24 protein-coding genes and 2 pseudogenes are annotated in these 23,588 nt (G+C 72.6%); 10 read left to right on the top strand and 16 right to left on the bottom strand.

Going from position 1 to position 23,588, the window contains the following annotated elements:
- Positions 1 to 15: 15 nt before the first annotated feature.
- Together ABZ937_RS15215 and ABZ937_RS15220 are read right to left on the bottom strand one after the other, a co-directional pair.
- Positions 16 to 270, bottom strand: coding sequence for a DUF397 domain-containing protein (locus tag ABZ937_RS15215; RefSeq protein ID WP_361691308.1), 255 nt, complete (start codon positions 268 to 270; stop codon positions 16 to 18).
- Positions 271 to 1,131: a helix-turn-helix transcriptional regulator gene (locus ABZ937_RS15220; protein WP_361691311.1), complete on the bottom strand. Its 861-nt coding sequence runs from the start codon at positions 1,129 to 1,131 to the stop codon at positions 271 to 273. It abuts the gene before it with no gap.
- A 214-nt stretch (positions 1,132 to 1,345) separates the two neighbouring features.
- Here ABZ937_RS15220 and ABZ937_RS15225 point away from each other — a divergent pair.
- The 3 genes and pseudogenes from ABZ937_RS15225 to ABZ937_RS15235 all read left to right on the top strand — a co-directional run.
- A pseudogene (locus ABZ937_RS15225) lies at positions 1,346 to 1,945 on the top strand (ATP-binding protein); the annotation flags it as partial.
- Positions 1,946 to 2,214: 269 nt separating this feature from the next.
- A complete protein-coding gene (locus tag ABZ937_RS15230; RefSeq protein WP_361691642.1) occupies positions 2,215 to 2,664 on the top strand; it encodes a hypothetical protein in 450 nt (149 codons plus the stop codon).
- Between the two features lie 236 nt (positions 2,665 to 2,900).
- A complete protein-coding gene (locus ABZ937_RS15235; protein ID WP_361691314.1) occupies positions 2,901 to 4,979 on the top strand; it encodes an ATP-binding cassette domain-containing protein in 2,079 nt (692 codons plus the stop codon).
- A gap of 52 nt (positions 4,980 to 5,031) precedes the next feature.
- On the opposite strand, the gene ABZ937_RS15240 is transcribed toward ABZ937_RS15235, so the two are convergent.
- The 3 genes from ABZ937_RS15240 to ABZ937_RS15250 form a co-directional block, all read right to left on the bottom strand.
- Entirely contained in the window at positions 5,032 to 5,208 is a 177-nt protein-coding gene (locus tag ABZ937_RS15240) for a hypothetical protein (RefSeq protein ID WP_361691317.1), read from the bottom strand.
- 153 nt (positions 5,209 to 5,361) lie between these two features.
- Positions 5,362 to 6,006 (bottom strand): DUF899 domain-containing protein, encoded by a 645-nt coding sequence (locus tag ABZ937_RS15245; RefSeq protein ID WP_361691320.1) that lies wholly within the window; start codon positions 6,004 to 6,006, stop codon positions 5,362 to 5,364.
- Positions 6,007 to 6,121: 115 nt separating this feature from the next.
- Positions 6,122 to 7,492 carry an amidohydrolase gene (locus tag ABZ937_RS15250; RefSeq protein WP_361691323.1) on the bottom strand — a complete coding sequence of 457 codons (1,371 nt, stop codon included), beginning with the start codon at positions 7,490 to 7,492 and terminating at the stop codon, positions 6,122 to 6,124.
- 136 nt (positions 7,493 to 7,628) lie between these two features.
- On the opposite strand from ABZ937_RS15250, the gene ABZ937_RS15255 reads away from it, so the two are divergent.
- Positions 7,629 to 8,579: an endonuclease/exonuclease/phosphatase family protein gene (locus ABZ937_RS15255; protein ID WP_361691326.1), complete on the top strand. Its 951-nt coding sequence runs from the start codon at positions 7,629 to 7,631 to the stop codon at positions 8,577 to 8,579.
- Positions 8,580 to 8,635: 56 nt separating this feature from the next.
- Here ABZ937_RS15255 and ABZ937_RS15260 read toward each other — a convergent pair whose 3' ends face one another.
- Together ABZ937_RS15260 and ABZ937_RS15265 are read right to left on the bottom strand one after the other, a co-directional pair.
- The gene (locus ABZ937_RS15260; protein ID WP_361691329.1) at positions 8,636 to 10,489 is read right to left on the bottom strand and encodes an FUSC family protein; all 1,854 of its coding nucleotides are present in this window, start codon (positions 10,487 to 10,489) and stop codon (positions 8,636 to 8,638) included.
- A 207-nt stretch (positions 10,490 to 10,696) separates the two neighbouring features.
- On the bottom strand, positions 10,697 to 11,464 hold the full coding sequence (locus ABZ937_RS15265) for a nucleotidyltransferase domain-containing protein (RefSeq protein WP_361691332.1): 768 nt from the start codon (positions 11,462 to 11,464) through the stop codon (positions 10,697 to 10,699).
- 116 nt (positions 11,465 to 11,580) lie between these two features.
- Here ABZ937_RS15265 and ABZ937_RS15270 point away from each other — a divergent pair, with 116 nt between their 5' ends.
- Together ABZ937_RS15270 and ABZ937_RS15275 are read left to right on the top strand one after the other, a co-directional pair.
- Entirely contained in the window at positions 11,581 to 12,000 is a 420-nt protein-coding gene (locus ABZ937_RS15270; RefSeq protein ID WP_361691335.1) for a RidA family protein, read from the top strand.
- Positions 11,997 to 12,452 (top strand): GNAT family N-acetyltransferase, encoded by a 456-nt coding sequence (locus ABZ937_RS15275; RefSeq protein ID WP_361691338.1) that lies wholly within the window; start codon positions 11,997 to 11,999, stop codon positions 12,450 to 12,452. Before ABZ937_RS15270 ends, ABZ937_RS15275 begins: the two co-directional genes overlap by 4 nt.
- Here ABZ937_RS15275 and ABZ937_RS15280 read toward each other — a convergent pair.
- Both ABZ937_RS15280 and ABZ937_RS15285 read right to left on the bottom strand, forming a co-directional pair.
- A complete protein-coding gene (locus ABZ937_RS15280; RefSeq protein ID WP_361691341.1) occupies positions 12,434 to 13,195 on the bottom strand; it encodes an aspartate/glutamate racemase family protein in 762 nt (253 codons plus the stop codon). The two genes, ABZ937_RS15275 and ABZ937_RS15280, sit on opposite strands and share 19 nt — an antisense overlap.
- Before the next feature lie 5 nt (positions 13,196 to 13,200).
- On the bottom strand, positions 13,201 to 14,658 hold the full coding sequence (locus tag ABZ937_RS15285) for an NCS1 family nucleobase:cation symporter-1 (protein WP_361691344.1): 1,458 nt from the start codon (positions 14,656 to 14,658) through the stop codon (positions 13,201 to 13,203).
- 163 nt (positions 14,659 to 14,821) lie between these two features.
- Between ABZ937_RS15285 and ABZ937_RS15290 the strand changes: the two genes are divergently transcribed.
- A complete protein-coding gene (locus tag ABZ937_RS15290) occupies positions 14,822 to 15,505 on the top strand; it encodes a GntR family transcriptional regulator (protein ID WP_361691348.1) in 684 nt (227 codons plus the stop codon).
- 21 nt (positions 15,506 to 15,526) lie between these two features.
- On the opposite strand, the gene ABZ937_RS15295 is transcribed toward ABZ937_RS15290, so the two are convergent.
- Positions 15,527 to 16,234: a uracil-DNA glycosylase gene (locus ABZ937_RS15295; RefSeq protein ID WP_361691351.1), complete on the bottom strand. Its 708-nt coding sequence runs from the start codon at positions 16,232 to 16,234 to the stop codon at positions 15,527 to 15,529.
- Positions 16,235 to 16,489: 255 nt separating this feature from the next.
- Between ABZ937_RS15295 and ABZ937_RS15300 the strand changes: the two genes are divergently transcribed.
- On the top strand, positions 16,490 to 17,194 hold the full coding sequence (locus ABZ937_RS15300) for an RNA-binding S4 domain-containing protein (protein ID WP_361691354.1): 705 nt from the start codon (positions 16,490 to 16,492) through the stop codon (positions 17,192 to 17,194).
- A 118-nt stretch (positions 17,195 to 17,312) separates the two neighbouring features.
- Here ABZ937_RS15300 and ABZ937_RS15305 read toward each other — a convergent pair whose 3' ends face one another.
- Both ABZ937_RS15305 and ABZ937_RS15310 read right to left on the bottom strand, forming a co-directional pair.
- Complete coding sequence (locus tag ABZ937_RS15305; RefSeq protein WP_361691357.1) at positions 17,313 to 17,762, bottom strand: DoxX family protein; 450 nt, start codon at positions 17,760 to 17,762, stop codon at positions 17,313 to 17,315.
- 112 nt (positions 17,763 to 17,874) lie between these two features.
- Complete coding sequence (locus ABZ937_RS15310) at positions 17,875 to 18,555, bottom strand: class I SAM-dependent methyltransferase (protein WP_361691360.1); 681 nt, start codon at positions 18,553 to 18,555, stop codon at positions 17,875 to 17,877.
- A 193-nt stretch (positions 18,556 to 18,748) separates the two neighbouring features.
- Between ABZ937_RS15310 and ABZ937_RS15315 the strand changes: the two genes are divergently transcribed.
- Positions 18,749 to 19,045 (top strand): DUF6343 family protein, encoded by a 297-nt coding sequence (locus ABZ937_RS15315; protein WP_361691363.1) that lies wholly within the window; start codon positions 18,749 to 18,751, stop codon positions 19,043 to 19,045.
- 78 nt (positions 19,046 to 19,123) lie between these two features.
- On the opposite strand, the gene ABZ937_RS15320 is transcribed toward ABZ937_RS15315, so the two are convergent.
- From ABZ937_RS15320 to ABZ937_RS15330, 3 genes are all read right to left on the bottom strand, one after another.
- Positions 19,124 to 19,504: a tetratricopeptide repeat protein gene (locus tag ABZ937_RS15320; RefSeq protein WP_361691366.1), complete on the bottom strand. Its 381-nt coding sequence runs from the start codon at positions 19,502 to 19,504 to the stop codon at positions 19,124 to 19,126.
- Between the two features lie 49 nt (positions 19,505 to 19,553).
- A complete protein-coding gene (gene coaE / locus ABZ937_RS15325; RefSeq protein ID WP_361691369.1) occupies positions 19,554 to 20,171 on the bottom strand; it encodes a dephospho-CoA kinase in 618 nt (205 codons plus the stop codon).
- Between the two features lie 195 nt (positions 20,172 to 20,366).
- Entirely contained in the window at positions 20,367 to 21,305 is a 939-nt protein-coding gene (locus ABZ937_RS15330; RefSeq protein ID WP_361691372.1) for a PAC2 family protein, read from the bottom strand.
- Between the two features lie 262 nt (positions 21,306 to 21,567).
- Between ABZ937_RS15330 and ABZ937_RS15335 the strand changes: the two are divergent.
- Positions 21,568 to 21,696: pseudogene (locus ABZ937_RS15335) on the top strand (sheath polysaccharide-degrading enzyme); the annotation flags it as partial.
- 125 nt (positions 21,697 to 21,821) lie between these two features.
- Here the strand turns inward: ABZ937_RS15335 and rpsA are convergent.
- Positions 21,822 to 23,312: a 30S ribosomal protein S1 gene (rpsA, locus tag ABZ937_RS15340; RefSeq protein ID WP_361691375.1), complete on the bottom strand. Its 1,491-nt coding sequence runs from the start codon at positions 23,310 to 23,312 to the stop codon at positions 21,822 to 21,824.
- Between the last annotated feature and the right edge of the window lie 276 nt (positions 23,313 to 23,588).

The following is a 23,588-nucleotide window of genomic DNA, read 5'->3' on the forward strand; positions in this document are numbered from 1 at the left end:
GGGCCGTCGGCGGGTTCAGGACAGGAGGAAGTCGGCCTCCCCCGCCTTGGCACCCTCGATGAACGCGGTCATCTCGTCCATGGTGTAGATCAGCGCCGGGCCGTCCGGGTCGGTCGACTGGCGCACGGCGATCCGGCCGTCGGCCAGCTTCATCGCCTCCAGGCAGTTTCCGCCGTTGCCGCCGCTCCAGGGCTTGTGCCAACCCTCGGTGCCCAACTCCCGCGCGGGCATGCCGTTGTAGACGCGTCCGCGCGGCTTGATGCGATCCATTCACAGCTCCTTGCGGAGATCGCGGAGGATCTCCTTCGTGCGTTGTGCCGTAGCGGCCTGCGCCGCCATGCGGTCCATGACCTCCAGGTGGGTCGCCACCTCGGTGCGCGCGTCCAGGTAGACGGCGCCGGTCAGGTACTCGCTGTAGACCATGTCCGGCAGTTCTGACATGGCAAATCGGAACAGCACGAAGGGCCCGTACGTTCCCGGGTGCGGCCCGTTGGCGAACGGGGCGACCTGGAGCGTCACATGGGCGAGCTTCGTGGCCTGGAGCAACTTGTCGATCTGCGCGCGCATCACCTCCGGGCCGCCGACCGGGCGGCGCAGGGCGGTCTCGTCCATCACCGCCCAGAAGCGGGGGGCGTCGGGACGGGTGAGCAGTTCCTGGCGTTGCATGCGCAGCGCGACATGCCGCTCGATGTCGTCCGGGCTCGTCTGGCCGATGGCACCGGATTTCAGCACCGCGCGCGCGTAGTCCTCGGTCTGCAGCAGGCCGGGGACGAAGTGCGGCTCGTAGGAGCGGATGAGGCTGGCAGCGCCCTCCAGGCTCACGTACATCGAGAACCAGTTGGGCAGGATGTCGTGGAACCGCTGCCACCAGCCGGGCCTGTTCGCCTCCTCGGCCAGCTGGACGAAGACCTCAGCCTCCTCGTCGGGGACGCCGTATGCCTTCAGCAGCAGTTGCAGGTACGGGATCTTGAGGGCGACCTCGGCCATCTCCATGCGGCGGACGGTGGCGGGGGCGACACGAAGGACGCGGGCGGCCTCCTCGCGCTTCAGTCCGGCGCGTTCCCGCAGGTCCAGCAGGCGCCGGCCGAGGACCACCTGGCCCACCGTCGGCGCGGACCGCGGTTCGCTCACGCTCCCACCTCCACCGAAAGCCCACCGAAAGTTTCCTGACAGCCCTACGGCGCCATTCGAAGGTTCATTCGAAGACCGGATCGGATCTCCGACGACTCCAATTGGCGCCGCGCGAGGTGCTGTTGCGAGCAGTGTGCCACGGCCTCTGACCGAGTCACACTGCACTCTGCAATTTTCAGAGTGACTCTTGCCAAGTGTCCGCGGCGGGGAGATAGTGGCAGGCGTGATTCCGTCCGCGCCTTTAGGAACAGACGCCGCCGCAGACCGTCCCGGTCTCGGCGCCGATGGGGTTCCCCCCGCGCGAGCCGGTTCGAGCGTGGGAGAGGGAGCAACCCCCCAGGGGGGCGCTGCCGAGCGCCGATTCCGGTTCGAGCTGGCCGCACATCCGGGTTCCGTCGCCCAGGCCAGACGCCTGACGCAGGCTCGGCTGTCGGGCTGGTCCGTCTGCGCGGACACCTGTGACAACGCGGCCCTGGTCATATCCGAGCTGGTCACCAACGCGATCGTGCACACGGCGAGCACCCGGGTCGTGTGCGAGCTGCACGACCACGACGACATGGTGCGCATAGCCGTCCGCGACGGGGGCTGTGCTCCTGGCGAACCCCACCCGTCTCCGCAGCGACCCGATGAGGAGCACGGGAGGGGGTTGCTTCTCGTCGACGCGCTGTGCCGGGCCTGGGGTGCCCAGGAGCACGGCCCCGGCCTGCTGGTGTGGGCCGAACTGCCCCGCGGGACCGACGCCGCCTCCGACACCGCAGGGCCGCGGTGCGACCTGGGCTGGGGCGCACGCCCCAAGCCGGGCCGCCCGGACGACTCCGGCGAGGACCCGGCCGAGGCGAGCCGGGACCCGCACACGCCACCCGCTGACCAGCACGGAGACACTGTCCAGCACGGAGACACTGTCCAGCAGGAAGACACCGTTGCGGGCCGGCAGGACTCCGGAGCGGTGGAACAGCACCGACAGGGAGCAGCCGAGCCGCAGCGGCCCGCCGCGCGCCCGGAGCACCGTCGGCACACGGCCCCGGAGCAGCGCTCGTACCGCGCGACCGGGCAGCGCCTACGCGGGGAGCGGTCGTGACGGGCATGCGCGGGGCCGGACGCCCTGGGGACGGCGCTGCCGGCCAGGATCACGCCATCGGTCTGAACACCCTGGTCCATCTGCAGCGCCGGCGGCCGGCCCCGGGACCGGGCCATCGGCTGACACTGCCCGACGGCATGACGGCTCCGCTCGGCTGTGACGCCGTGGCCGTACCCGACCGCCTCGGCCCGTTCGTCGTGCCCAAGCTGCCGCGGGTGGGCTGTGTGTACACCGATGGTTCCCACTGGTGGTGGATCGTTCCGTCGGACTCCGACTACGCCCTGCCCTGGCCGGCACCGGCCCACTACGCCGCCGGAGCCCTGGTCACCGGCACCGCCCGGCTCATCCACCGCCCGGAGGGCACGGTTCCGTACACCCCGCCGATCCCGCTGTACCTGGCCCTGTGCCGGGTGACGGGGGTGGCCCCGGACTGGTCGCGGGCGGTTTCGGCGTAACCGCGCCCGCGCCCGATCCACCGCGCCCCTCCGGCCGCACCCGCACCCACTCCCCGACCACCGCACCCCTCCCGCCGCACCCGCGCCCGTCGCACTCACCCGCGCCCACCTCCCAGCCCTCCCGACCGCGCCCCGCGACACCGCGCTCCCTCCGCGCCCCTCGTGCTGCTCCTCGCGCCCTGCCGAGGCGCCGCACCGGCCGCGATAGTGGCCGTTCCGGTGGGGTTCGGGAGGTCATGGTGAGGAAGAGACAGGAGGCGGCCCAGCCCGTGGTGTCGGCGTCGGAGCGGCTGCTGTTCGGCGGGCCGCTGCGGTACGACATGGGCTGGAACCAGCACGCGGACGCCTTCCTGGCGCTGAGCTTCCGGGCGATGATGGTCCGGCTGCCCGGCATGCTGGCGTCCAGTCTCCGGCTGGCCCGGCAGGCCGACGCGCGAGCCGCCCGCGTGGTGCTGGCCGCCGAGGTGGGCCGGGGCGCGGCCCAGGCGGTGAGCCTGCTGGCCGTGAACAACGCGCTCGGCAAGCTGCTCACCGGCCCGGACATCGAGCAGCGACTGCGCGCGGCGGGCCCCGCCCTCGCCGTGATGGCCGCCGTGATGCTGGTCGCCGCGCTGCTGCGGGCCGCCTCCACCTACGCCACCGGACGGCTGGAGCCCAAGGTGGAGCGGGTGGCGACCGAGCTGTACCTGGAGCGCGCGGCCGACGTCGAGCTGGCCGCGATCGAGGACCACGCCTTCCACAAACTGCTGGACACGGCCCAGTACGGCGCCCGGTCCGCCCGGCACATGATCGGTTACAGCGCACGGGTGATCAACGCGATGATCTCGCTGGTCGCCGCGGCGGGCGTGCTCACCGTGCTGCATCCGGCGCTGCTGCCCCTGTTGGTCACCATGACCCTGCCCAGCGCCTGGAGCGCGCTGACCAACGCCCGGCGCCGCTACGAGTCCTTCCACACCTGGGTGCAGCACGCCCGGGCCGGCCAGCTGATCAGCAACCTGCTCACCGAGCCGGCCGCCGCCCCCGAGATCCGGGTGCACGGGGTGGGCCCGTTCCTGCTGCGGCACTTCCGGTCCATGTCGGAGACCGCGGAGGCGGAGCAGGCCCGGCTGTCCCGGCTGGCCGCGCGGACCGGTCTGATCGCGGCGGCCTGGACGGGCCTCGCGACCCTCGCGACGTACGCGACGCTGGGCGCGCTGCTGCTGACCGGCGCGATGGCCCTGTCGGTGGCCGGTACGGCGGTGATCGCGATCCGTACGGGGGCGGCGAGCCTGGACACGCTGGTGCTGGAGATCAATCAGCTGCACGAGGAGGCCCTGTTCGTGGGCGATCTGCAGCGGATGTACGTCGCGGCTGCCGAACGGGCGATCCCTGCGGGCGGGGAACCGCTGCCGAAGGACCCGAAGGAGATCCGCTTCGAGAACGTCTCGTTCAGCTATCCGGGTGACACAGACCCCGGTGATCCGAGCCCGGACGACACGCCGAACCCGGATGACACGCCGAATTCGGGTGACACGCAGTCACCTGACCCGCGTCCGGCCGGCACCCGCCCCCACCCCAGCCGTCCCGCTCTCGACAACGTCACCCTCACTCTCCCCCTCGGCCGCATCATCGCGCTCGTCGGGGAGAACGGCTCGGGCAAGACCACGCTGGTCAAGCTGCTCGCGGGGCTGTACACACCGGACCGGGGCCGGATCCTGTGGGACGGGGTCGACGCCGCGCGTGCCGACCGGCGGCTGCTCGCCGAGCGGATCGCGATGGTGGCCCAGGACTTCAAGCGCTGGCCGTTCACCGCCCGGGTGAACGTGGCCGTCGGCCGTTCCGCCGCCCCCATGACCGAGGAGCGCCTGGCCACGGCGGTCGCCGAGGCGGGTGCCGAGGAGGTGGTCGCGGATCTGCCGCGTGGTCTGGACACCCTGCTGGCCCGGAACTTCAGCGGCGGGCACGAGTTGTCCGGCGGCCAGTGGCAGCGGCTCGGCATCGCCCGGGCGGCCTACCGCCGTGGGAGCATCCTGATCGTGGACGAGCCGACGGCCGCGCTGGACGCACGGGCCGAGCTGGAGGTGTTCGAGAAGATCCGGGCACTGGCGCGCGGCGGGCAGACGGTGGTCCTGATCACCCACCGGCTGGCCTCGGTGCGGCATGCCGACCTGGTGCATGTGCTGGAGCAGGGGCGCCTGGTGGAGTCCGGTTCCCCGGAGGAGCTGCTGACCAGGGGCGGTGTCTACGCCGAGCTGTACACGCTCCAGGCGGAGCAGTTCACGGCGAGGGCACCGGCGCCGGCAGCCGAGCAGGTTCCCGCACCGAAGCCGGCCTGAGCCACCCCGCCACCGCCCGGCCCCGGATCAGGCCCCGGCGCCGAAGAGGGGCTCACTCCGCCGCCTCGCCCCCGCGCACGATCACCAGGAACATGTCGGTCGCGAGGTCCATGACGACCTCCGCGGGCAGGCCTTCCAGACGCCGCGCGTGCGCGAACTCCTCCGCGGGCCAGGAGCCTCGCGGACCACCGGCGGGAAAGCGTTCGAGCACCGTTCGCCCGTTCACCATCTCGCACCTCCAGAAAGCGTCGTCCGTAGAGGAGTTAACGCCTTGGAGGAGGGAAACGGCTCGCTCGGTGACCCGACTGAGACAATGCCGACACGGGGTCGGCGCGGACCGTGAGGATCCGTTCACTTGGTGACACGAACGGCACCCTCCGTGTCAGCAGTCGTACTCGTCGTGCAGGCGGAGCCGGTCGCTGCCGGCGGGGCTGCGGCCGAGCGCGGTCAGGTCGAGCAGGGCCGCGGTGGTGCCCAGTTCGTCCAGGCCGTCGTCGTACACCGAGTAGGTGTGGAAGACCCGGTCGTGGTCGCGCAGGAAGCAACTGAGGCCCGGGCGCTCGACCAGGTTCCCGTCCGACGCGACGGTGGCCTCGAAGTCGTGGTTGAAGTCGCTGTCCGACGAGGAGTACCAGGGCACCGCCCAGCCCATCCGTGCCTTGAACGGCAGGATCCGGGTGAACGGCGCCCGGGAGACGGCCGCGAAGGAGGTGTTCCTGGCCCGCAGATGGGCGAGGTGCCCGATCTGGTCCAGGAAGGCCGCGCAGCACGGGCAGCCGGTCTCCCACTCCGGCGCGAACATGAAGTGGTGGACGACGAGCTGGGTCCGCTCCTCGAAGAGGCCGAGCAGGGTGACCTTGCCGTCGCCGCCTTCGAAGACGTACTCGGGGTCGACCTCGACCATGGGCAGCCGGCGGCGCTCGGCGCCCAGGACCTCGCGCGCCTTTCTGACCGCCTCTTCCTTGCGCAGCAACTCCTCGCGCGACGCGCGCCACTGCTCGCGCGAGACGATCTCCGGAAGCGACATGGGCCCTCCTGTCCGACGGTCGGTTCGGGGTGGTGACCGCCGGCGGGAGCGGAACTCATCGCCGGATAAGGAGAGATTTTCGGCCAGTCCGGGGCAGAGCGCGCAGGGTCTCGGCTCAGGCGTCGTACTCCTGGACGCGCCGCCCGTGGTCGCGCGCGGTCAGCGCGGGCAGCCGGGCCGTCAGCTCCTCCACGACCGACGGCACATCGAGGGTGAGGAGTTCGCGGTCCCGCATCAGGACGCGGCCGTCGACGATCGTGGTGCGCACGTCGGCGGCGCGGGCGCTGTGCACGAGGGTGGCGGCGAGGTCGTGGACCGGCTGGGTGTGCGGTCCGGTGAGGTCGACCAGGACGAAGTCGGCGCACCGGCCGGGCGCGAGGCCGCCCGCCCGGTCCCCGAGGCCGACCGCGCGGGCGCTCTGCAGCGTGGCGTGGTGCAGGGCCTGGCGGGCGGTCAGCCAGCGCGGGTCGCCCTCGGTGGACTTCTGGATCAGGGACGTCAGCGTCATCGCCTCCCACACGTCGAGCGAGTTGTTGGAGGCGGCGCCGTCGGTGGCGAGGCCGACGGGGACACCGGCCGCGCGCAGGGCCCGTACCGGAGTGGTCGTCGGCCAGGCGAACCTGAGGTAGCCGCGGGGCGCGGTGGCCACCGCCGTACGGCCGCCGGTGCGTGCCAGCAGCGGCAGGTCCCGCTCCACGATGCCGGTGCCGTGGGCGATGAGCAGGTCGGTGTCGAGGAGTCCGGTGCGGTCCAGGACCTCGATGGGGGTGCGGCCGTGCCGGGCGAGGCTGGTCTCGGTCTGGGCGGGGTTCTCGGCCGCGTGGAGGTGGACGGGCAGCCCGTGCTCGCGGGCGAGTTCGGCGGTGGCGGTGAGGTCGGCGTCGGTGACGGTGTAAGGGGCGTGCGGAGCGAGGGCGGTGGTGATGCGGCCGTCGGCGGTGCCGCGCCGGCGGAGCGCGAACTCCAGTGACGCCTCCCGCCCCCGGGGTCCCTGGCTGGAGAAGTAGGTCTGCCCGAGGTGGGCGCGCAGCCCGCACTCGGCGACGACGGCGGCGACCGTGTCCATGTGGAAGTAGTGGTCGCCGAAGCAGGTCACCCCGCCCCGGATCATCTCGGCGCAGGCGAGCCGCGCTCCCAACTCCACCTCGCGCTCGGTGAGGTTGGACTCGACGGGCCAGACGACGTCGTTGAACCACTCCTCGATGGGCAGGTCCTCGGCGAGCCCGCGCAGGGCCACCATCGGGGCGTGGGTGTGGCAGTTGATCAGGCCGGGCAGCGCGACCTGCCCGGGCGCCTCGATCCGGGTCACGGCCGGCACCTCCCGCGCGGCGGCGGCCGTGGTGACCGCGTCGATCAGCCGGTCGCGGACGACGATCGCGGCGTCCTGGCGGAATCCGATCCGTTCCTCCTCGTCGTGGACGAGGACGGTGCAGCCGGTGACGACCAGGTCGGCAGGAGCGGCGCTCGGGGGGCCAACGGCACTCATGAGCCCAACGTACGGCCCTGTCGTACCGTCGCGTGAGCCGAACCGCGCATCCGGTCACGGGCCCTGTCGTGCGGCGCGCGGGACGAGCACCCTGGCCTCACCACAGCCCGTCCGCGGCCCCTGAAAGGAGTCCGGGATGCTCCTCGGCACCTGGAACCTGGAGAACCTCTACCGACCCGGCGGCCCGTACGGCCCGCGCGACAAGGCCGCCTACGAGGCGAAACTCGCCGCTCTCGCACGTGTGATCGGCGCGCTCGACCCGGTACTGCTCGGCGTCCAGGAGGTCGGCGACCCGGACGCGCTCGCGGATCTGGCCGGCCTGCTGGGCGGCGACTGGCACACGGCTCTGTCCGCGCATCCCGACGGGCGCGGGATACGGGTCGGTTTCCTCGGCCGTACCGAGCTGCGCGTGGTGGCCGACACGGCCGGCTTCCCGGCGGAGCTGCGCCCGGTGCAGTCGGACGACTCGGGTGCGGTGGAGGCGGGGGCCGGGCGCGGTTTCCTGGCCGTGACGACGGACACCGGGGCGGGCCGGCTGACGGTGGCGGTCGCGCATCTGAAGTCCAAGCTGCTCACCTACCCGGGGGACCGTTTCTTCCCGCACGACGAGGGCGAACGGGCCCGCTACGGCGCCTACGCCCTCTTCCGCCGCGCCGCCGAGGCCACCGCGCTGCGGGCTCTCGCGGACGAGCTGCTGGCGGGCGAGGGCCGGACCCGGGACGTGGCCGTGCTCGGCGACCTCAACGACGAGGTCCTGGCGGCCACCACCCAGATCCTGCTCGGCCCGCCCGGCTCCGAGTTCGGCACCACCGGGTACGACCGTCCCGACGGGGGCGACGCGGTACGGCTGTGGGACGTGGCCCCGCTGATACCGGTCGACCGCCGCTACTCGCGGATCGACTCCGGGCGCCGGGAACTGATCGACCATGTGCTGGTCAGCCACCATCTGGCGCAGCGGGTGACCGAGGCGGGCACCGGCCTGCCCACCGACCCGGCACCCCGGCTGCCGTCGGTCGGCCCGGACCCGGCGCAGCGACGGGACACCCCCGGCTCGGACCATGCTCCGGTGTGGATACGGCTGGCCTAGGCCCGGCGTTCCGGTCCTCCCGGCGTCGCGGGACGTGGCTCGCCCGCCGGGCACGGCTACGCGGTGGCGGGCAGCGGCACGCGCACGCCCCGCCGCTCCAGCTCCCCCAGTGCCTCCCGCAGTCGGCGCAGGTGCCGGGGGGTGAGCCGACCGGTGTCGTCGAGGTGCACGGCGCAGGCGGTGGTCGTGTCCACGAGGCGTTCCAGCAGTTCGGCGACGGCGTCCGTGCCCTCGGTGTGCCGGGCGAGGGCGGGCAGCTCGGCGGCGGAGAGCGCGATGGCGGTCCGGGCCTCGGCGAGGGTGCGGTAGGCCTCCCGGCGCAGCGCCCACCGCTCGGCGCGGTCGTCGGACTCGCCGAGGACGTGCAGGAGATAGGTGTGCGCGGCGCCGCCGGCCGTCGCGAGCCGGGCCCGTACCCCGCCGCCCCGCTCCCCCGGCATCGGCAGATGCCCGACGACCAGGACGAGTGCGCAGGCCAGCAGGGTCTCGCCGATCCGGCTGACCGAGGCCTGCGGTTCGCCGCCGGCCATGACCAGGGCGAGGACGAGGACGGTGACGACGGCGGTGAGCGCCGCGAAGTGCCGGGTGGCGACCGGCACGAGGGCGCCGCACACCGCCACCAGCGCGATCAGCCCGGCCGGGCGGGGCAGCAGCGCGGCGAAGCCGGCGAAGACCACGGCGCCGAGCACGGTACCGGCGGCCCGGCACAGCACCCGTGAGGCGAGCGGACCGAGGTCGGGCTTGACGAGGAAGACGGCGGTGGCGGGCAGCCAGTACCAGTGCGCGTGCTGCCCGTACCAGCGGCTGTGGTGCAGGGCCTGGGCGATGGCGGCGCTGGCGCCGAAGCAGAGGGCGACACGCAGACCGTACTCGCGCCCGCCGGCACCGAGCGCGGCCCGCAGCGCGTGCCGGACGTCGCGGCGCCGGCCGAGCAGCCCGCGCTGGGCGCCCTCGCCCCGGTCGAAGGCCTCGGCGGCGCGCAACAGGGCGTCGTCCAGGGCGCGCAGGGCGGGGGCCGACCGGTGAGGTGCGGGCAGCGGGCCGGTGCCGGTGCTGCCACGGACGGCGGCCGCGAGCCGCCGGGGCCCCTCGGCCGCCCGCGCCGGCACGGGCTCCCCCGCCCAGTAGAGGGCGGTGGCGGCCTCGGCGAGGGGCAGGGCCGCCGCGAACCGGGCGTGCAGCCGGCGCTCGGCCGCGGAGCCGGCGTACGGGCGCAGCCGGGGCCCGGCGAGGGCGTCCTGGGCGTGGTCGAGCGCGGCGGTCAGCGCGGCCCGCCGGGCGGTGGCACGCGCACCGCCCACGGCTTCGAGGAGCGCGGCGATCGCGTCGTACACGTCGGCGACCGCCGCCCGCTCCCCGTCGAACCGGAAGTCCCCGGCGAGCGATCCGGGTGTGGGCAGGGCGAGCCGCAGCACCAGCAGCCAGCCGGCGCCGGCCAGGAAGGCCAGGGCCCGCTGCCAGCCGCTCTGTGCGGCGGGCATCCCGGCGCCGATGGCCGCGGCGACGAGCAGCTGGGTGCCGGCGGCGGAGGCGACGGGTCCGACGGCACTGATACCGCCGGCGAGCAGCCCCAGCGCGGTGAGCGCCAGGGTCAGCGGTACGGCGGTCAGCCCCTGCCCGGCGTACGTCCCCGCGAGCAGCCCCAGCGCCCCGGCCAGGGCGGGCACCCCGAGGCGCTGCACGGACGCCCGCCGGCTGCCGGGCCGGTCGTTGATGCCGGCGAGCATCGCGCCGATGGCGGCGAGCACCCCGTCGGCCGTCCGTCCGAGGAGCAGGCCGGCGAGCAGCAGCGGCCCGGCGGCCAGCGCCCCTCGGCACACCGCGCTCCAGGGGACGGGACCGCGCTGGGCACGGAAGGCGTGGGCGAGCCAGAGGGGTACGGCGGGCCGGGACACGGGGCTCCTGTTCATACGAGGGCGGGGTGGGCCTTCGGACGACGGTGGCCGGTGGAGGTGTCTCCACGGTAGATCGCGTTCCCCCGGCAAACCGGACGCTCACGTTTCAGACAGGTGAAAGATGTCGGGCCCGGCCGGTTTCTTTATGAACACAATCCCTCGGCTGCCCCTACGAACCGAACGCAAGCGCCCTGCTGCCCCTACGAACGCAAGGCACCGCCCCTACGAACGCAGCGCCCCGGCGATGATCGCCTCGGCTTCGGCCACGGCGTCGGCGAGGGCGCCGGGCTCGGCGCGCAGCGCCCCCACCACCGCGTCGATCCCGCGCAGCCCGGCCCGCTCCAGCAGCCGCTTCTCGTTCGTCACCCACTCCCCGCGGGCCGCGAGCACGGCGTGGGCGGCCTGGGTGGCGGCGGTGGCGAGGGCTCCGGCGGTCTCCGTGAGGCGGCCGTGCGGGGCGTGGTTGGCCCCGGCGTAGGAGAGGGTGGCGCGGGCGGTGCCGGACCAGCGGTCGGCGGCGGTGCGGCGCAGCCGCGGCGGATATCCGGCCGGGCGCGGGATCTCGCCCCGCAGTACCCGGTTGAGCGCCAGCTCGGCGACGACCAGGTAGCTGGGGATCCCGGCCAGGTGGAACAGCAGCGGCTCCACCCGGAAGCGACCGTTCTGCGCCTCGGCCAGCTCGTGTTCGACGACGTCCAGGTCCCGGTAGTGCACGTCGACCCGGCGCCCGTCGACGGTGAGCCAGGCGCCGCCGTTGAAGACACCGCCGCCCCAGCCGCCGATGTCGGAGACCTCGCCCGGCCAGCCGAGGGCGCGCAGGTCGTCCGGGTCGAAGGGGCCCCGGTAGTAGACGGCCAGGTCCCAGTCGCTGTCCGGGCGGTGGGTGCCCTCGGCGCGGGAGCCGCCGAGGGCCACGGCCCGGACGGTGGGGAGGGCGGCCAGGCGGTCGGCGGTGGTGGCGAGGAAGTCGGCGTCGGAAGACTGCGGCATGCGCTCAGCCTGGCGCAGCCACCCCGCAGTCCGCTCCCGATAATTCGGATGCGGTCGAGGCCGGGCAGGACCGATCATCGGGCAGTAGTCGACCGACTCTCCCAGGAGCCGCTTCCGTGATCCGGCGTGTGACCGCCCCCTCTCTCTTCCCTCCGCCCACCTACTCCCACGCCTCCGTCGTCGAGGCCGGCACGAAGCTCGCGTTCCTCGCCGGGGCGGTGCCGCTCACCGCCGACGGCGAGCTGGTGGGGCCGGGGGACCCGGTGCGCCAGGCCGAGCAGGTGATCGCCAATCTGCGCGAGCAACTGCGGGTCGTGGGCAGCGGCTTGGAGCATGTGCTGGTGACCGAGGTGTACGTGGTCAGCAGCGAGCCCGCCACGCTGTCCGCGGTGTGGGAGGTGGTCGAGGCGTCGGGGCTGAGCCGGGGGCCGCACTCGTCCACGCTGCTCGGCGTCTCCTGCCTCGGGTACACCGGGCAGCTGGTGGAGATCACGGCCACGGCCGTGGTGCCGGAGCCGGAAGAGGGCGACCTGTGACGGACACGGTCGAGCTGCGCCGCGCCGTGGCGGCCGACGCCCGCGCCGCCGCCGAGGTCTATCTGCGGTCCTTCGACGCCGCGCTGCCGACGGTCGTCCGGGCGCACACCGACGACGGCGTCCGGGCCTACATCCGGGACGTCGTGGTGCCGTCGCACGAGACCTGGGTGGCGGAGGCGGCCGGAACAGGTGTCGTCGGTCTGATGGTCCTGGAGGGCGAGGTGCTGTCCCAGCTGTACCTGGACCCGGAGTGGCGCGGGCGGGGCCTCGGGGACCGGTTCGTCGCGCTGGCCAAGGAGCGCGGCCCGGGCGGGCTGACCCTGTGGACCTTCCAGGTCAACAAGCCCGCCCACCGCTTCTACGAGCGGCACGGTTTCGTCGCCGTCGAGTACACGGACGGCAGCGGCAACGAGGAGCGGGAGCCGGACGTCCGTTACGTCTGGCGCCCCTGACCCGCCGATACGCCGGGCCGTGCGGCCTCCGGCCGCCCCCACACCCTCCCCTTGGGCAGCGGCTTCCCGTAAGCCCCCGCCCGGCTCGTCGTCAGCCCCAGCCCCACCAGGGACTCCGCGAGCTTCACCGCCGCCCCGACGCCGTCGACCACCGGCAGCCCGAGCTTCACCGCCACCGTCCGCTGCAGCCCCGTCATCCCGGCGCAGCCCAGGACCAGGACTTCGGCGCCGGCGTCCCGGGCGCCTTCGGCGGCGGCCAGGAACGCGGACTCCGTACGGGCCGGGTCCGCCGCGAGGTCGAGCACGCCGAGGCCGGTGCCGACGACGGCGGCGCAGTTGCGGGCCACGCCCGCCGTCTCCAGGCTGTCCTCGATCTGGCCGCGCGACCGGTCAAGGGTGGTGACGACGCCGTAGCGGCGCCCGAGGAGACAGGCGAGGTGTGCCGCGGCCTCCGTGATGTCGACGACGGGTACGTCCACCAACTCCCGTACGCCTTCCCGCCCGTGCTCGCCGAACCCGGCCAGCACCACCGCGTCGTAGGCCGGGCCGTCGTACGTCCGCAGCGCGTCGAGGACGGCCGCGGCCGACAGGTAGCTGTCCAGCCAGCCCTCGGCGGACTCCGGGCCCCAGTCGGGGGTCAGCCCGGTCACGGTGGTGGCCGGGCCCGCGGCGGCCCGGGCGCCGCGGACGATCCCCTCGGTCATCTCCCGCGTGGTGTTGCAGTTGGTGACGATGATCCGCACGACCGTCAGCCCTCCCGCCCCGCCGCCGCGCGCTCCCGGTGGCACAGCGCCGCGTACAGGCCGGCGGCGAGCGCCGTGCCGATGAACCAGGAGTACGGCGACACATCGCTGAAGCTCCGCACGAGCGCGAGGACGGCGGCGACCGCGGCGGAGGGCAGGAAGGCCCCCAGCGCCTTGGGGTTGACGCCCTTGCGGTAGTGGTACGGGGCGCCGGGCCGGGCGTCGAAGAGCGCGTCGACGTCGACCTTGCCGCGCTTCACCCAGTAGTAGTCCACCATGATCACACCGAACAGCGGTCCCAGGAAGGCGCCGAGTCCGCCGAGGAAGTAGTTGACGACGGTCGGGTTGGAGAAGAGGTTCCAGGGGGTGACCACCAGGGCCGCGACCGTGCTGATCATGCCGCCGACCTTGAAGGTGATCTTCTGCGGCCAGACGTTGGCGAGGTCGTACGCCGGTGAGACGAAGTTGGCGACGATGTTGACGCCCATGGTGGCGATGGCGAAGGTCAGCGCGGCCACGACGAGCACCCAGGTGTTGCCCACCTCGGCGACCAGCTCCGCCGGGTCGGTGATGGCCCGCCCGAAGGCCTTCAGCGAGCCCGCCGTGACGATCACCGAGACGACCACGAACGCCGTGGAGTTGATGGGCAGGCCCCAGAAGTTCCCGCGGCGGACGGTCCGCTGGTCGGGCGCGAAGCGGGAGAAGTCGCAGAAGTTGAGCATCAGGGTGCCGTAGGTGGCGAGGATGAGGCCGATCGCGCCGAACCACTGCCGCCACTGCTCGCCGACGGAGACCGGATGCGGGGTGGAGGTCAGCGAGATGCTCCAGTGGGCCTTGGCCAGGACCCACACCGCCAGCGCGATCATCACCAGCCAGATCGCCGGACCGCAGAAGTCCTGGAACTTCCGCACGGATTCCATGCCCTGACTGATGATCAGCGCCTGGAGCAGCCAGAGCGAGACGAAGGAGATCCAGCCGAGCGCGTCCAGGCCGAGGAAGGAGTGGTGAGTCAGCGACTCCAGGCCCGGCCAGGCCGCGAGCAGCATCACATTGACGGCGACGGAGGCCAGATAGGTCTGGATGCCGTACCACATGATGGCGATCACGGCCCGGATCAGCGCCGGGACGTTGGCGCCCCAGACGCCGAAGCTGATCCGGCTGACGACCGGGAACGGTACCCCGTGCCGCTGGCCGATCCTCCCCATGCGGTTCATGCCGGCGTAGATCAGCACGAAGCCGACGAGGAGCGAGGTGAAGATCTGCCAGACGTTCATGCCGAGGACCAGCAGGCCGGCGGCGAAGGTGTAGTTGCCGAGGTTGTGGACGTCGGACATCCACATGGCGAACAGGTCGAAGACCTTCCAGTTCCGCTGCTTCGCTGGGGCGAGGTCCTCGTTGACGAGGCGGGGGTCGGGGACGGACGCGAGGGCGCCGGTGGCTGCGGCGCGGTCGGCGAGGGACACGGGGCCTCCATGGACGAGGGGACGGAGGGCGGCGGGTTTCGGTGCCGGGCGAGCGCGTTTGGTATACCAAACTGCCGCCATGGTCCCGCCGTCAAGCGTTCGGACCGATGTCGTTGCCGTTACGGCCCCGTAAAAGCCCCCCGCTTTCGGCGAAGATGGGCCCATGAGCCCCACGACGAGCCCCGGCAGGGCGAAGGCCGAACCCTTGGGCGCGGTGCGCGAACGGGTCCTGGCGAGCCTGCGGGAGGACATCATCTCCGGGCGCCTCGGCCCCGGTGACCGGCTCGTCGAACGGGAACTGGCCGAGCGGTTCGGCGTCTCGCGGGTGCCGGTGCGGGAGGCGATCCGCGCCCTGGTCGCCGAGGGGTTCGTCCTGTTCGAGTCGGCCCGCCGTACGGTCGTACGCCGGCTCACCCCGGCCGACGTCCGGGAACTCTTCGAGCTGCGCGAGGCGTTGGAGGTGTACGCGGCGGGGCTGGCGGCGTCCCGCGCGACCCCCGAGGCCCTCGCCGAACTGCGGGCCCTGCTCGACCAGGCGGCCCGGGCCACGAAGGACGAAGACGCCGAGGCGATCACGGACATCAACACCCGCTTCCACGACCGCGTCCTCGCCATGGCCGGCAACGGCCTGCTGATCTCGGTCATGGAACCGGTCGACGGCCGCCTGCGCTGGCTCACCCGGCGCAACGAGGAATGGCCCCAGCTCCTCGCCGAACACCGCGAGCTGTACGAGGCCATCGCCTCCGGCGACCCGGACCGCGCCCGCGCCCACGCCCTCGATCACGTCCGCGCCAACTACCGCTCGACGGTACGGCACCTGTTCGGCCAGGAAGCCGCAGCGGACTGAGCGGGGCTCACTGCCGACTCGCTACGGCAGCCCGCCGGACAGCCCGGCCGCCTCCGCCGCCCTGCGCAGCACCTCGCGCAGCATCTCGGCGGTGAGCCGGCCGGTGAAGGTGTTGCGCTGGCTGACGTGGAAGCAGCCGAAGAGGTCCAGGCCGTCCAGCGAGACGCGGGTGCCGTGGGCGAAGGCCGGGCGCGGGCGCGGCACGGTCCAGCCCGCCTCCGCGAACGCGGGCAGCGCGGCCTGCCAGCCGAAGGCGCCGAGGACGACCGCGGCCTTCAGCGTCGGCCGGAGCAGCGTCAGCTCCTGGACCAGCCAGGGCCGACAGGTGTCGCGCTCCCCCGGCGTCGGCTTGTTGGCGGGCGGGGCGCAGTGCACGGGCGCGGTGACCCGCACCCCGTACAGCTCGAGACCGTCGTCGGCGCTGACGGAGGTGGGCTGCGAGGCGAGCCCCACGTCGTACAGCGCCTGGTACAGCACGTCTCCCGAGCGGTCGCCCGTGAACATACGGCCGGTCCGGTTCCCGCCGTGCGCGGCCGGGGCCAGCCCGATGATCACCAGCCGCGCGTCGGCCGGGCCGAACCCGGGCACCGGCCGACCCCAGTACGTCCAGTCCGCGAACGCGGTCCGCTTCGTACGGGCCACCTCCTCACGCCAGGCGACCAGCCGGGGACAGGCCCGGCAGTCCGCGACACGCCGGTCGAGCCGAGCGAGGGCGCAGCTGTCGTCCATGCAGCCACCGTATGCCCCGGGCGGCTCGGCCGAGCGCAGCGCCCGGCGCCACGAAGCCGCAGATCAGCGGGGCCAGGATCGCCGGCACGGGACCGAGGGGACGGGATGCCGGGTGCGGCGCCTCGGCGTCGCGGGGATGCGGCGCACCCTGGGTGGTGCGGGCGGGGCAGGGGCCACGGAGGTGCCTCCCGGCCCGCCCGCGGGCGCCGGAAAATCGCTTCCGGCTCAGCAGCCCCGGGGCGTTAAGGTCGGGACATGGCTTCCGAGGATGCGGACGACAACGTGGACCGTGGGACCGGCGAGGGAACCGGCGGGCCGGACGGCACGACCTCCGCCCCTGTCGACCAGTCGCTCGATCCCAAGATCGCCGCTGCCGTGGCCGCCGCCGAGGCCGCTCGGCCCGCGGGCGGCGAGACCGTCCGCATCGACAGCTGGATCTGGGCCGTCCGCCTGATCAAGACCCGCTCCCTCGGTGCCGCCGCCTGCCGGGGCGGACATGTGCATGTGAACGGCGAGCGGGTGAAGCCCGCCTACTCCGTACGCGTCGGCGACGAGGTACGGCTGCGCCACGAGGGCCGGGAACGGGTCGTGATCGTCAAGCGCCTGATCCGCAAGCGGGTCGGCGCTCCTGTGGCCACCCAGTGCTACATCGACAACTCCCCTCCGCCTCCGCCCCGCGAGGCCATCGCTCCCGCCGGTCTCCGCGACCGTGGCACCGGCCGCCCCACCAAGCGGGACCGCCGAGAGATGGAACGCCTCCGCGGCCTCGCCCAGGGCGCCCCGGGAGGCTTCGCCGACTACGCCAAGCCGGGGGGCCCTGGCGGATCCGGCGGCCGGGGTCGAGCCGGCGGATCCGGCGGCCGTGGCGGAGCTGACGGGTCCGGCGACCGCGGCGGACGCGGTGGCGCCGGCGGGCCCGGTGGCTCCGGTGGCTCCGGTGGACGCCCGCGCGGTCGGTGAGCTGACGGGAGCAGGTCCGTAGGAGCACCCGCCCTCCCCGCCACGCCCGCCGCTGCCCCTGGCCGGGGATCGGAAACCCGGTCGGCGGCAGCGGCGGCGTGACGGCGGTGGTGTGGTGTCAGCGTCGGCGCAGCAGTCTCAGCAGGTCCCCGTTGTGTGCCCGGCGGGTCCAGGCGATCAGGGCGAGCGGTGCGATCAGGATCAGCGGGGTCGCCGCGTTCTGGCCGTCGAACGCGGTGAGCTGGACGATGAACGCCCCCACCATGAGCGCGCTGAGGGCGAGCGCCGCGACCGACTGCAGCACGGGGATCAACAGCGCTATGCCGCCGACGAGTTCGAGCGCGCCGATGGTGTACATGGCCCCGCTGCCCCAGCCGATCCTGTCGAAGGACTCGACGGCCGTCGGGTGCGCTATGAGCTTGGGCAGGGCGCTCGCGATGCCGTAGAACAGGGCGAGCAGCACCTGCACGGAGCGCAGGGCGACCCGGGCTCCGCGCACCCGGCCGGTGGGCGAGGCGGTGGTGGTCGCGGACGACGTGGAGCCGACGGAGGCGGTGGTCTCGGACATGAGGGTCTCCTGGTGAAGCGGTCCCGGTTGCTGTCACCGAGGTAGACCGGTCAGGTGTCGAGAACTCATCGCCCACCCGGCGCTCCGTAGCGTCTGGCCGTCCCGACCGCCGTCACGCCATGGGCACTGCCCTCACCCAGATCCCGTCCGGTGTCAGATAGGTGTCCACCTCCAGTCCCGCTTCCGCCAGTGCCGACTCGAACCGCTCCTTCGTCAGGGGCCTGGACAGGAACGTCTGGGTCCAGACCGCGTCCGGGAACACATACTCCGCGCGGACCGAGTCCACCCCGTCCCCGGCCGGCTCCACCGCGGCGATCCGTACGGTGAAGCCGCTCGGGTCGACCCGCTCCCTGGGCACGTTGGTGTGGTAGTCCGGGCCCTCCCGCTGGATGAGCACACAGCCGCCCTCCGCCACATGCCGGGCGCAGGTGCGCAGCATGCCTCTGCGCACCTCCTCGTCACCGGCGTGCACCAGGAACGACGCGAGCATCACCACGTCGAACTTCTCGCCGAGGTCGAGATCCTCGATGGAGGCGCATATCGTGCGGGCCCCGCGGATCCGGGCTAGCATGTCGGCGGACTCGTCCACCGCCGTGACCGTGAAGCCGCGCTCCAGCAGTGGGTGGGTCACCCGGCCCACCCCGCTGCCCAGCTCCAGGATGTGCGCCCCGGCGGGCACCGCCGCCGCGATGATCTCCGGCTCGTCCCCCACCGGCAGCCGCTCGTACAGCTCGACCGCGCAGCCGTCCGGGGTGATCGACCCCGGTCCCGTGCCCTCGTATCCCTCACGCATGTCGATCCTCATGCCCGGACAACGGCCGGTCCCCGCACGCCCGTTCCCGTCCTCCCCCAGTTCACTCGTTCGAGTCATTCGGCCCCGGAACGGGAACTCTCCGTGGACGGTGATGCGGCCCGGAACGGGAGCCGTCCTTGCCTTGATGCGTGTCGTTCTCGAAGAGTACGTTGCCACCAGGAGTGGTGATCCGATGCGTACGGGCAGTGAGCCTGCGACCGCGCGCAGTGCACTGCGGGCGCGGTTGTGGCTGAGCGTGTGGGGACTGGGCTGGGCGATCTTCGGCACAGCGGCGTTCGCGCTGGTCGGGCGCCCGGGCTGGGCGGCGGCCTGCGGAGTGCTGTGGCTGCTGGCCACGATCGACATGACCGTGATCCTCCGGCACATCCGGCAGGGACCGCACTACCAGCCGGGGCGTGACGTACCGCCGTACCGGCCGCCGGACAGCCGGCCGCCGTACCCGGGGCCGCCGAGGCACCGCCACCCGTGACCCCGGGGGGTCCGCCGCCCGGCCGGCCCGGAGGGCCGTCGCCCACTGTCCATCACCGACCGGAGGACCGTCGCCCCCTCACTCCTCGAAGCGCGCCGCCTTCAGATACTGCGGGTTGGGGTCGAGCGCGGCGGCCAGCCGGAAGTGGCGCTTGGCCTGGTCGGGCCGGCCCTGCCGCTCATAGGTGCGGGCCAGGGCGAAGTGCGCGAACGCATTGTCCGGCTCGCGCTCCAGCACGATGGTGAACTCCAGCTCGGCGGGCCGCAGTTGCGCCGCGGCGAAGAAGGCACGCGCGCGGAGCAGGCGGGCGGCGGTGTTCTCGGGATGCGCGGCGATGACTCCGTCGAGCAGCTTCACCGCGCCCCGCGGATCCCGCGCGTTGAGCAGTTGCTCGGCGGCACGGAAGTCGATGACATGCGTTTCCGGAGTACGTCCGGTGGAACCGCTGGTCTCGGGCACGGCTGAGTCCTTCCCTTGCTCCAGCCGTTCAACGCCCCGAACCGGCCGCCTATTCCTCGCCCGTGTCGCCCTGTCGGGCCCGGCGTGCGAGGTCGTCCCACACCTCGGCGACGCGTTTCCTCAGCGCGTCCAGCGGGACGTCGTTGTCGATCACCATGTCCGCGATCTCCCGGCGCTGCTCGCGCGTCGCCTGCGCGGCCATACGCGCGCGTGCGTCCTCCTCGGTCATCCCGCGCAGCCGTACCAGCCGGTCGAGCTGGGTCTCGGGGCTCGCGTCCACGACGACCACGACGTCGTAGAGGGGTGCGAGGCCGTTCTCGGTGAGCAGCGGGACGTCGTGGACCACCACGGCGTCCTCGGCCGCGGCGCTCTCCAGCTCGCGGGAGCGGGCGCCCACCAGGGGGTGCACGATCGAGTTGAGGACGGCGAGCTTCTCGGGGTCGGCGAAGACGATCGAGCCGAGCCGGGGCCGGTCCAGGCTGCCGTCCGCGGCGAGGATGTCCGTTCCGAAGGCGTCGACCACGGCCGCGAGGCCGGGGGTGCCGGGCGCCACGACCTCGCGGGCGATGCGGTCCGCGTCGATCAGTACGGCCCCGTGCTCCACGAGCAGCCGCGACACCTCGCTCTTGCCGGCGCCGATCCCGCCGGTCAGGCCCACTGTCAGCATGAGCGGAAGCCTAGACGCTGCGCCGATGGGCGGGCGCGGCAGGTGCAGCGGGTGCGGCAGGTGCGGGCCGATGGGGGCCGGTTGCTCCCCGGGCTCTCGGCTCCGCTCGGACGCGGGGCGCGCCCCTCGCGGCGGCGCCGCACAGCGCAACGGCCCGCGACCCTGTGCCACGGCCCGCGCCCCCGCGGGCGCGCGTCAGTTGTCGCCCTCGCGCTCCGCCAGGAACCGCTCGAACTCGCGCCCGATCTCGTCGGCCGACGGGATGTCCACGGGCTCGGCCAGCATGTTGCCCCGGGTCTCGGCGCCCGCCGCGGCGTCGTACTGGTGCTCAAGGCCCTGGACGAGCGCGGTCAGCTCCTCGTCGCCCTCCTGGATCTGCCGGTCGATCTCGGTCTGGGTGCGGTGGGCGTCCGTGCGCAGGGAGTGCGCGACGCCCGGCAGGACCAGGCCGGTGGCGGCCGTGATGGCCTCCAGGACGGTCAGCGCGGCGTCCGGGTACGCGGACCGGGCGATGTAGTGCGGGACGTGCGCGGCGACGCCCAGGACGTCGTGCCCGGCCTCCATGAGCCGGTACTCGATCAGCGACTCGGCGCTGCCGGGCACCTGCGCCTCGTCGAAGGGGCTGCGGTGGCCGGGGATCAGGTCGGTGCGGTTGCCGTGCGGGGTCAGGCCCACCGGGCGGGTGTGCGGGACGCCCATCGGGATGCCGTGGAAGTTCACGGACAGGCGCACGCCGAGCCGCTCCACCATCTGCCGCACCGCCGCCGCGAACCGCTCCCACTCCACGTCCGGTTCGGGGCCGGACAGCAGCAGGAACGGGGCGCCGGTGGTGTCCTGGACGAGGTGCACCTCGATGGCCGGGACCTCGTAGTCGGTCCAGCGGTCCCGCTTGAAGGTCAGCAGGGGCCGGCGGGCCCGGTAGTCCACGAGCCGGTCGTGGTCGAATCGGGCGACGACCTGGTGGGGCAGTGAGTCGAGCAGCCGGTCGACGATCTGGTCCCCGGTCTCACCCGCGTCGATGTATCCGTCGAAGTGGTAGAGCATGACAAGACCGGCCGACTCCTGGGCGAGCGCCATGTCGACCACGGCGAGGCCCTTCGGCTCCCATGCGTACAAACCCTGCGGATCAAGCACTGTGACCGCTCCTCCTCGTGTCCGACATCGACAACGCGCCCTGGAACGCGGGAATTCCCGCCACACGCCCTGAACTGCGATCCCGCGCGGGACACCTTGACGCCCCGTCAGCCGGTCCGCACCTTCACGAGCAGAGGCGTTCACATTGACGTTTATCGTTCATGTAGGAGAAACGGTCCGCGGCCCAGCCGAAGACCGCGCTCGGCGCCGCCGAGCCCGGCGACACGCTCCATCTGGCGGACGGCACCTACGTGGGGATCGCGAACACGTAGACATCAAGGAGGGCACGACCGGCGCCCGGATCACCGGGAACACCTTCGACGGCAGCGGCCTGACCGGCGCCAGCTACGACGACTCCCGGGTCGACGTGAAGGGCAACGATGTCCTCGTCGGTGACAGGCGGCAAGGGCCTGACCAACATCGCGGTCACGCCCTGAGGGGGAACGTCCGAGGGCCCGCACCTCGAAAGGTACGGGCCCTCACACTACCGACCGAGCCTCAGCTCAGTCGCAGAGCTCAGCTCTGGCCGCCGGCGAGCTTCTCGCGCAGCGCGGCGAGCGCCTCGTCCGAGGCGAGCGCACCGGAGGTGTCCGCGCCCTCGGAGGAGTACGAACCGCCGGTCGCGGCCGGAGCCGCAGCCTCGCCACCCTCGGCCGCAGCAGCGGCGTCGGCCTCGCGGGACTTGATGACCTGCTGCTGGTGCTGCTCGAAGCGGGCCTGCGCCTCGGCGTACTGGCGCTCCCACTCCTCGCGCTGCTTCTCGTAGCCCGGCAGCCAGTCGTTGGTCTCCGGGTCGAAGCCCTCGGGGTAGATGTAGTTGCCCTGGTCGTCGTAGGACGCGGCCATGCCGTACAGGGTCGGGTCGAACTCGACCGCGGACGGGTCGGCACCGAAGGACTCGTTGGCCTGCTTCAGCGAGAGGCTGATGCGGCGACGCTCGAGGTCGATGTCGATGACCTTGACGAAGATCTCGTCGTTGACCTGGACGACCTGCTCCGGGATCTCCACGTGGCGCTCGGCCAGCTCGGAGATGTGGACCAGACCCTCGATGCCCTCGTCCACGCGGACGAACGCACCGAACGGAACCAGCTTCGTGACCTTACCGGGCACGACCTGGCCGATCTGGTGGGTGCGGGCGAACTGCTGCCACGGGTCTTCCTGGGTCGCCTTCAGCGACAGGGAGACGCGCTCGCGGTCCATGTCGACGTCGAGAACCTCGACGGTGACCTCCTGGCCGACCTCGACAACCTCGGAGGGGTGGTCGATGTGCTTCCAGGACAGCTCGGAGACGTGGACCAGACCGTCGACGCCACCCAGGTCCACGAAGGCACCGAAGTTGACGATCGAGGAGACCACACCGGAGCGGACCTGACCCTTCTGGAGGGTCGTGAGGAACGTCTGGCGGACCTCGGACTGGGTCTGCTCCAGCCAGGCACGGCGGGACAGGACCACGTTGTTGCGGTTCTTGTCCAGCTCGATGATCTTCGCCTCGAGCTCCTTGCCCACGTAGGGCTGGAGGTCGCGGACACGGCGCATCTCGACCAGGGAGGCCGGGAGGAAGCCGCGGAGGCCGATGTCGAGGATGAGACCACCCTTGACGACCTCGATGACGGTACCGGTAACGATGCCGTCCTCTTCCTTGATCTTCTCGATGGTGCCCCAGGCACGCTCGTACTGGGCGCGCTTCTTCGAGAGGATCAGGCGGCCTTCCTTGTCCTCCTTCTGGAGGACCAGGGCCTCGATCTCGTCGCCGACGGCGACGACCTCGTTCGGGTCGACGTCGTGCTTGATCGAGAGCTCGCGGCTCGGAATGACACCTTCGGTCTTGTAACCGATGTCGAGCAGGACCTCGTCCCGGTCGACCTTCACGATGACGCCGTCGACGATGTCGCCGTCGTTGAAGTACTTGATCGTCTCGTCGATCGCTGCGAGGAAGGCTTCCTCGTTACCGATGTCGTTGACCGCTACCTGCGGGGTGGTGGCGGTGGTCTCGGTGCTGCTCGTCATGTGGGAAAGGGCTCCGGTACGGACATTGAAGTCGTAGGTACTGCTTACGCCGGGAGCCCGTTTCGCTCTGCAGAAGCCGGACAGCCAAGGAAGCGCCCCACCAGAAACTGGTGATGGCGCCTCGACAACCGAGGGGACATACAACAGATGCGAGCGCAGCCTGCTACGTCTGAGGTGCGCAGGCCCGCAGCGCAACTTGTAGCATACGGGGGCAGCCGGACATGGTCAATGCGCGAAGGCGCATACCCGGGGCGGATCGCCGCATACCCGGCAGAA

The sequence above is a fragment of the Streptomyces sp. NPDC046727 genome, from assembly GCF_040645635.1.
In the GTDB taxonomy this organism is placed as follows: Bacteria; Actinomycetota; Actinomycetes; order Streptomycetales; family Streptomycetaceae; genus Streptomyces.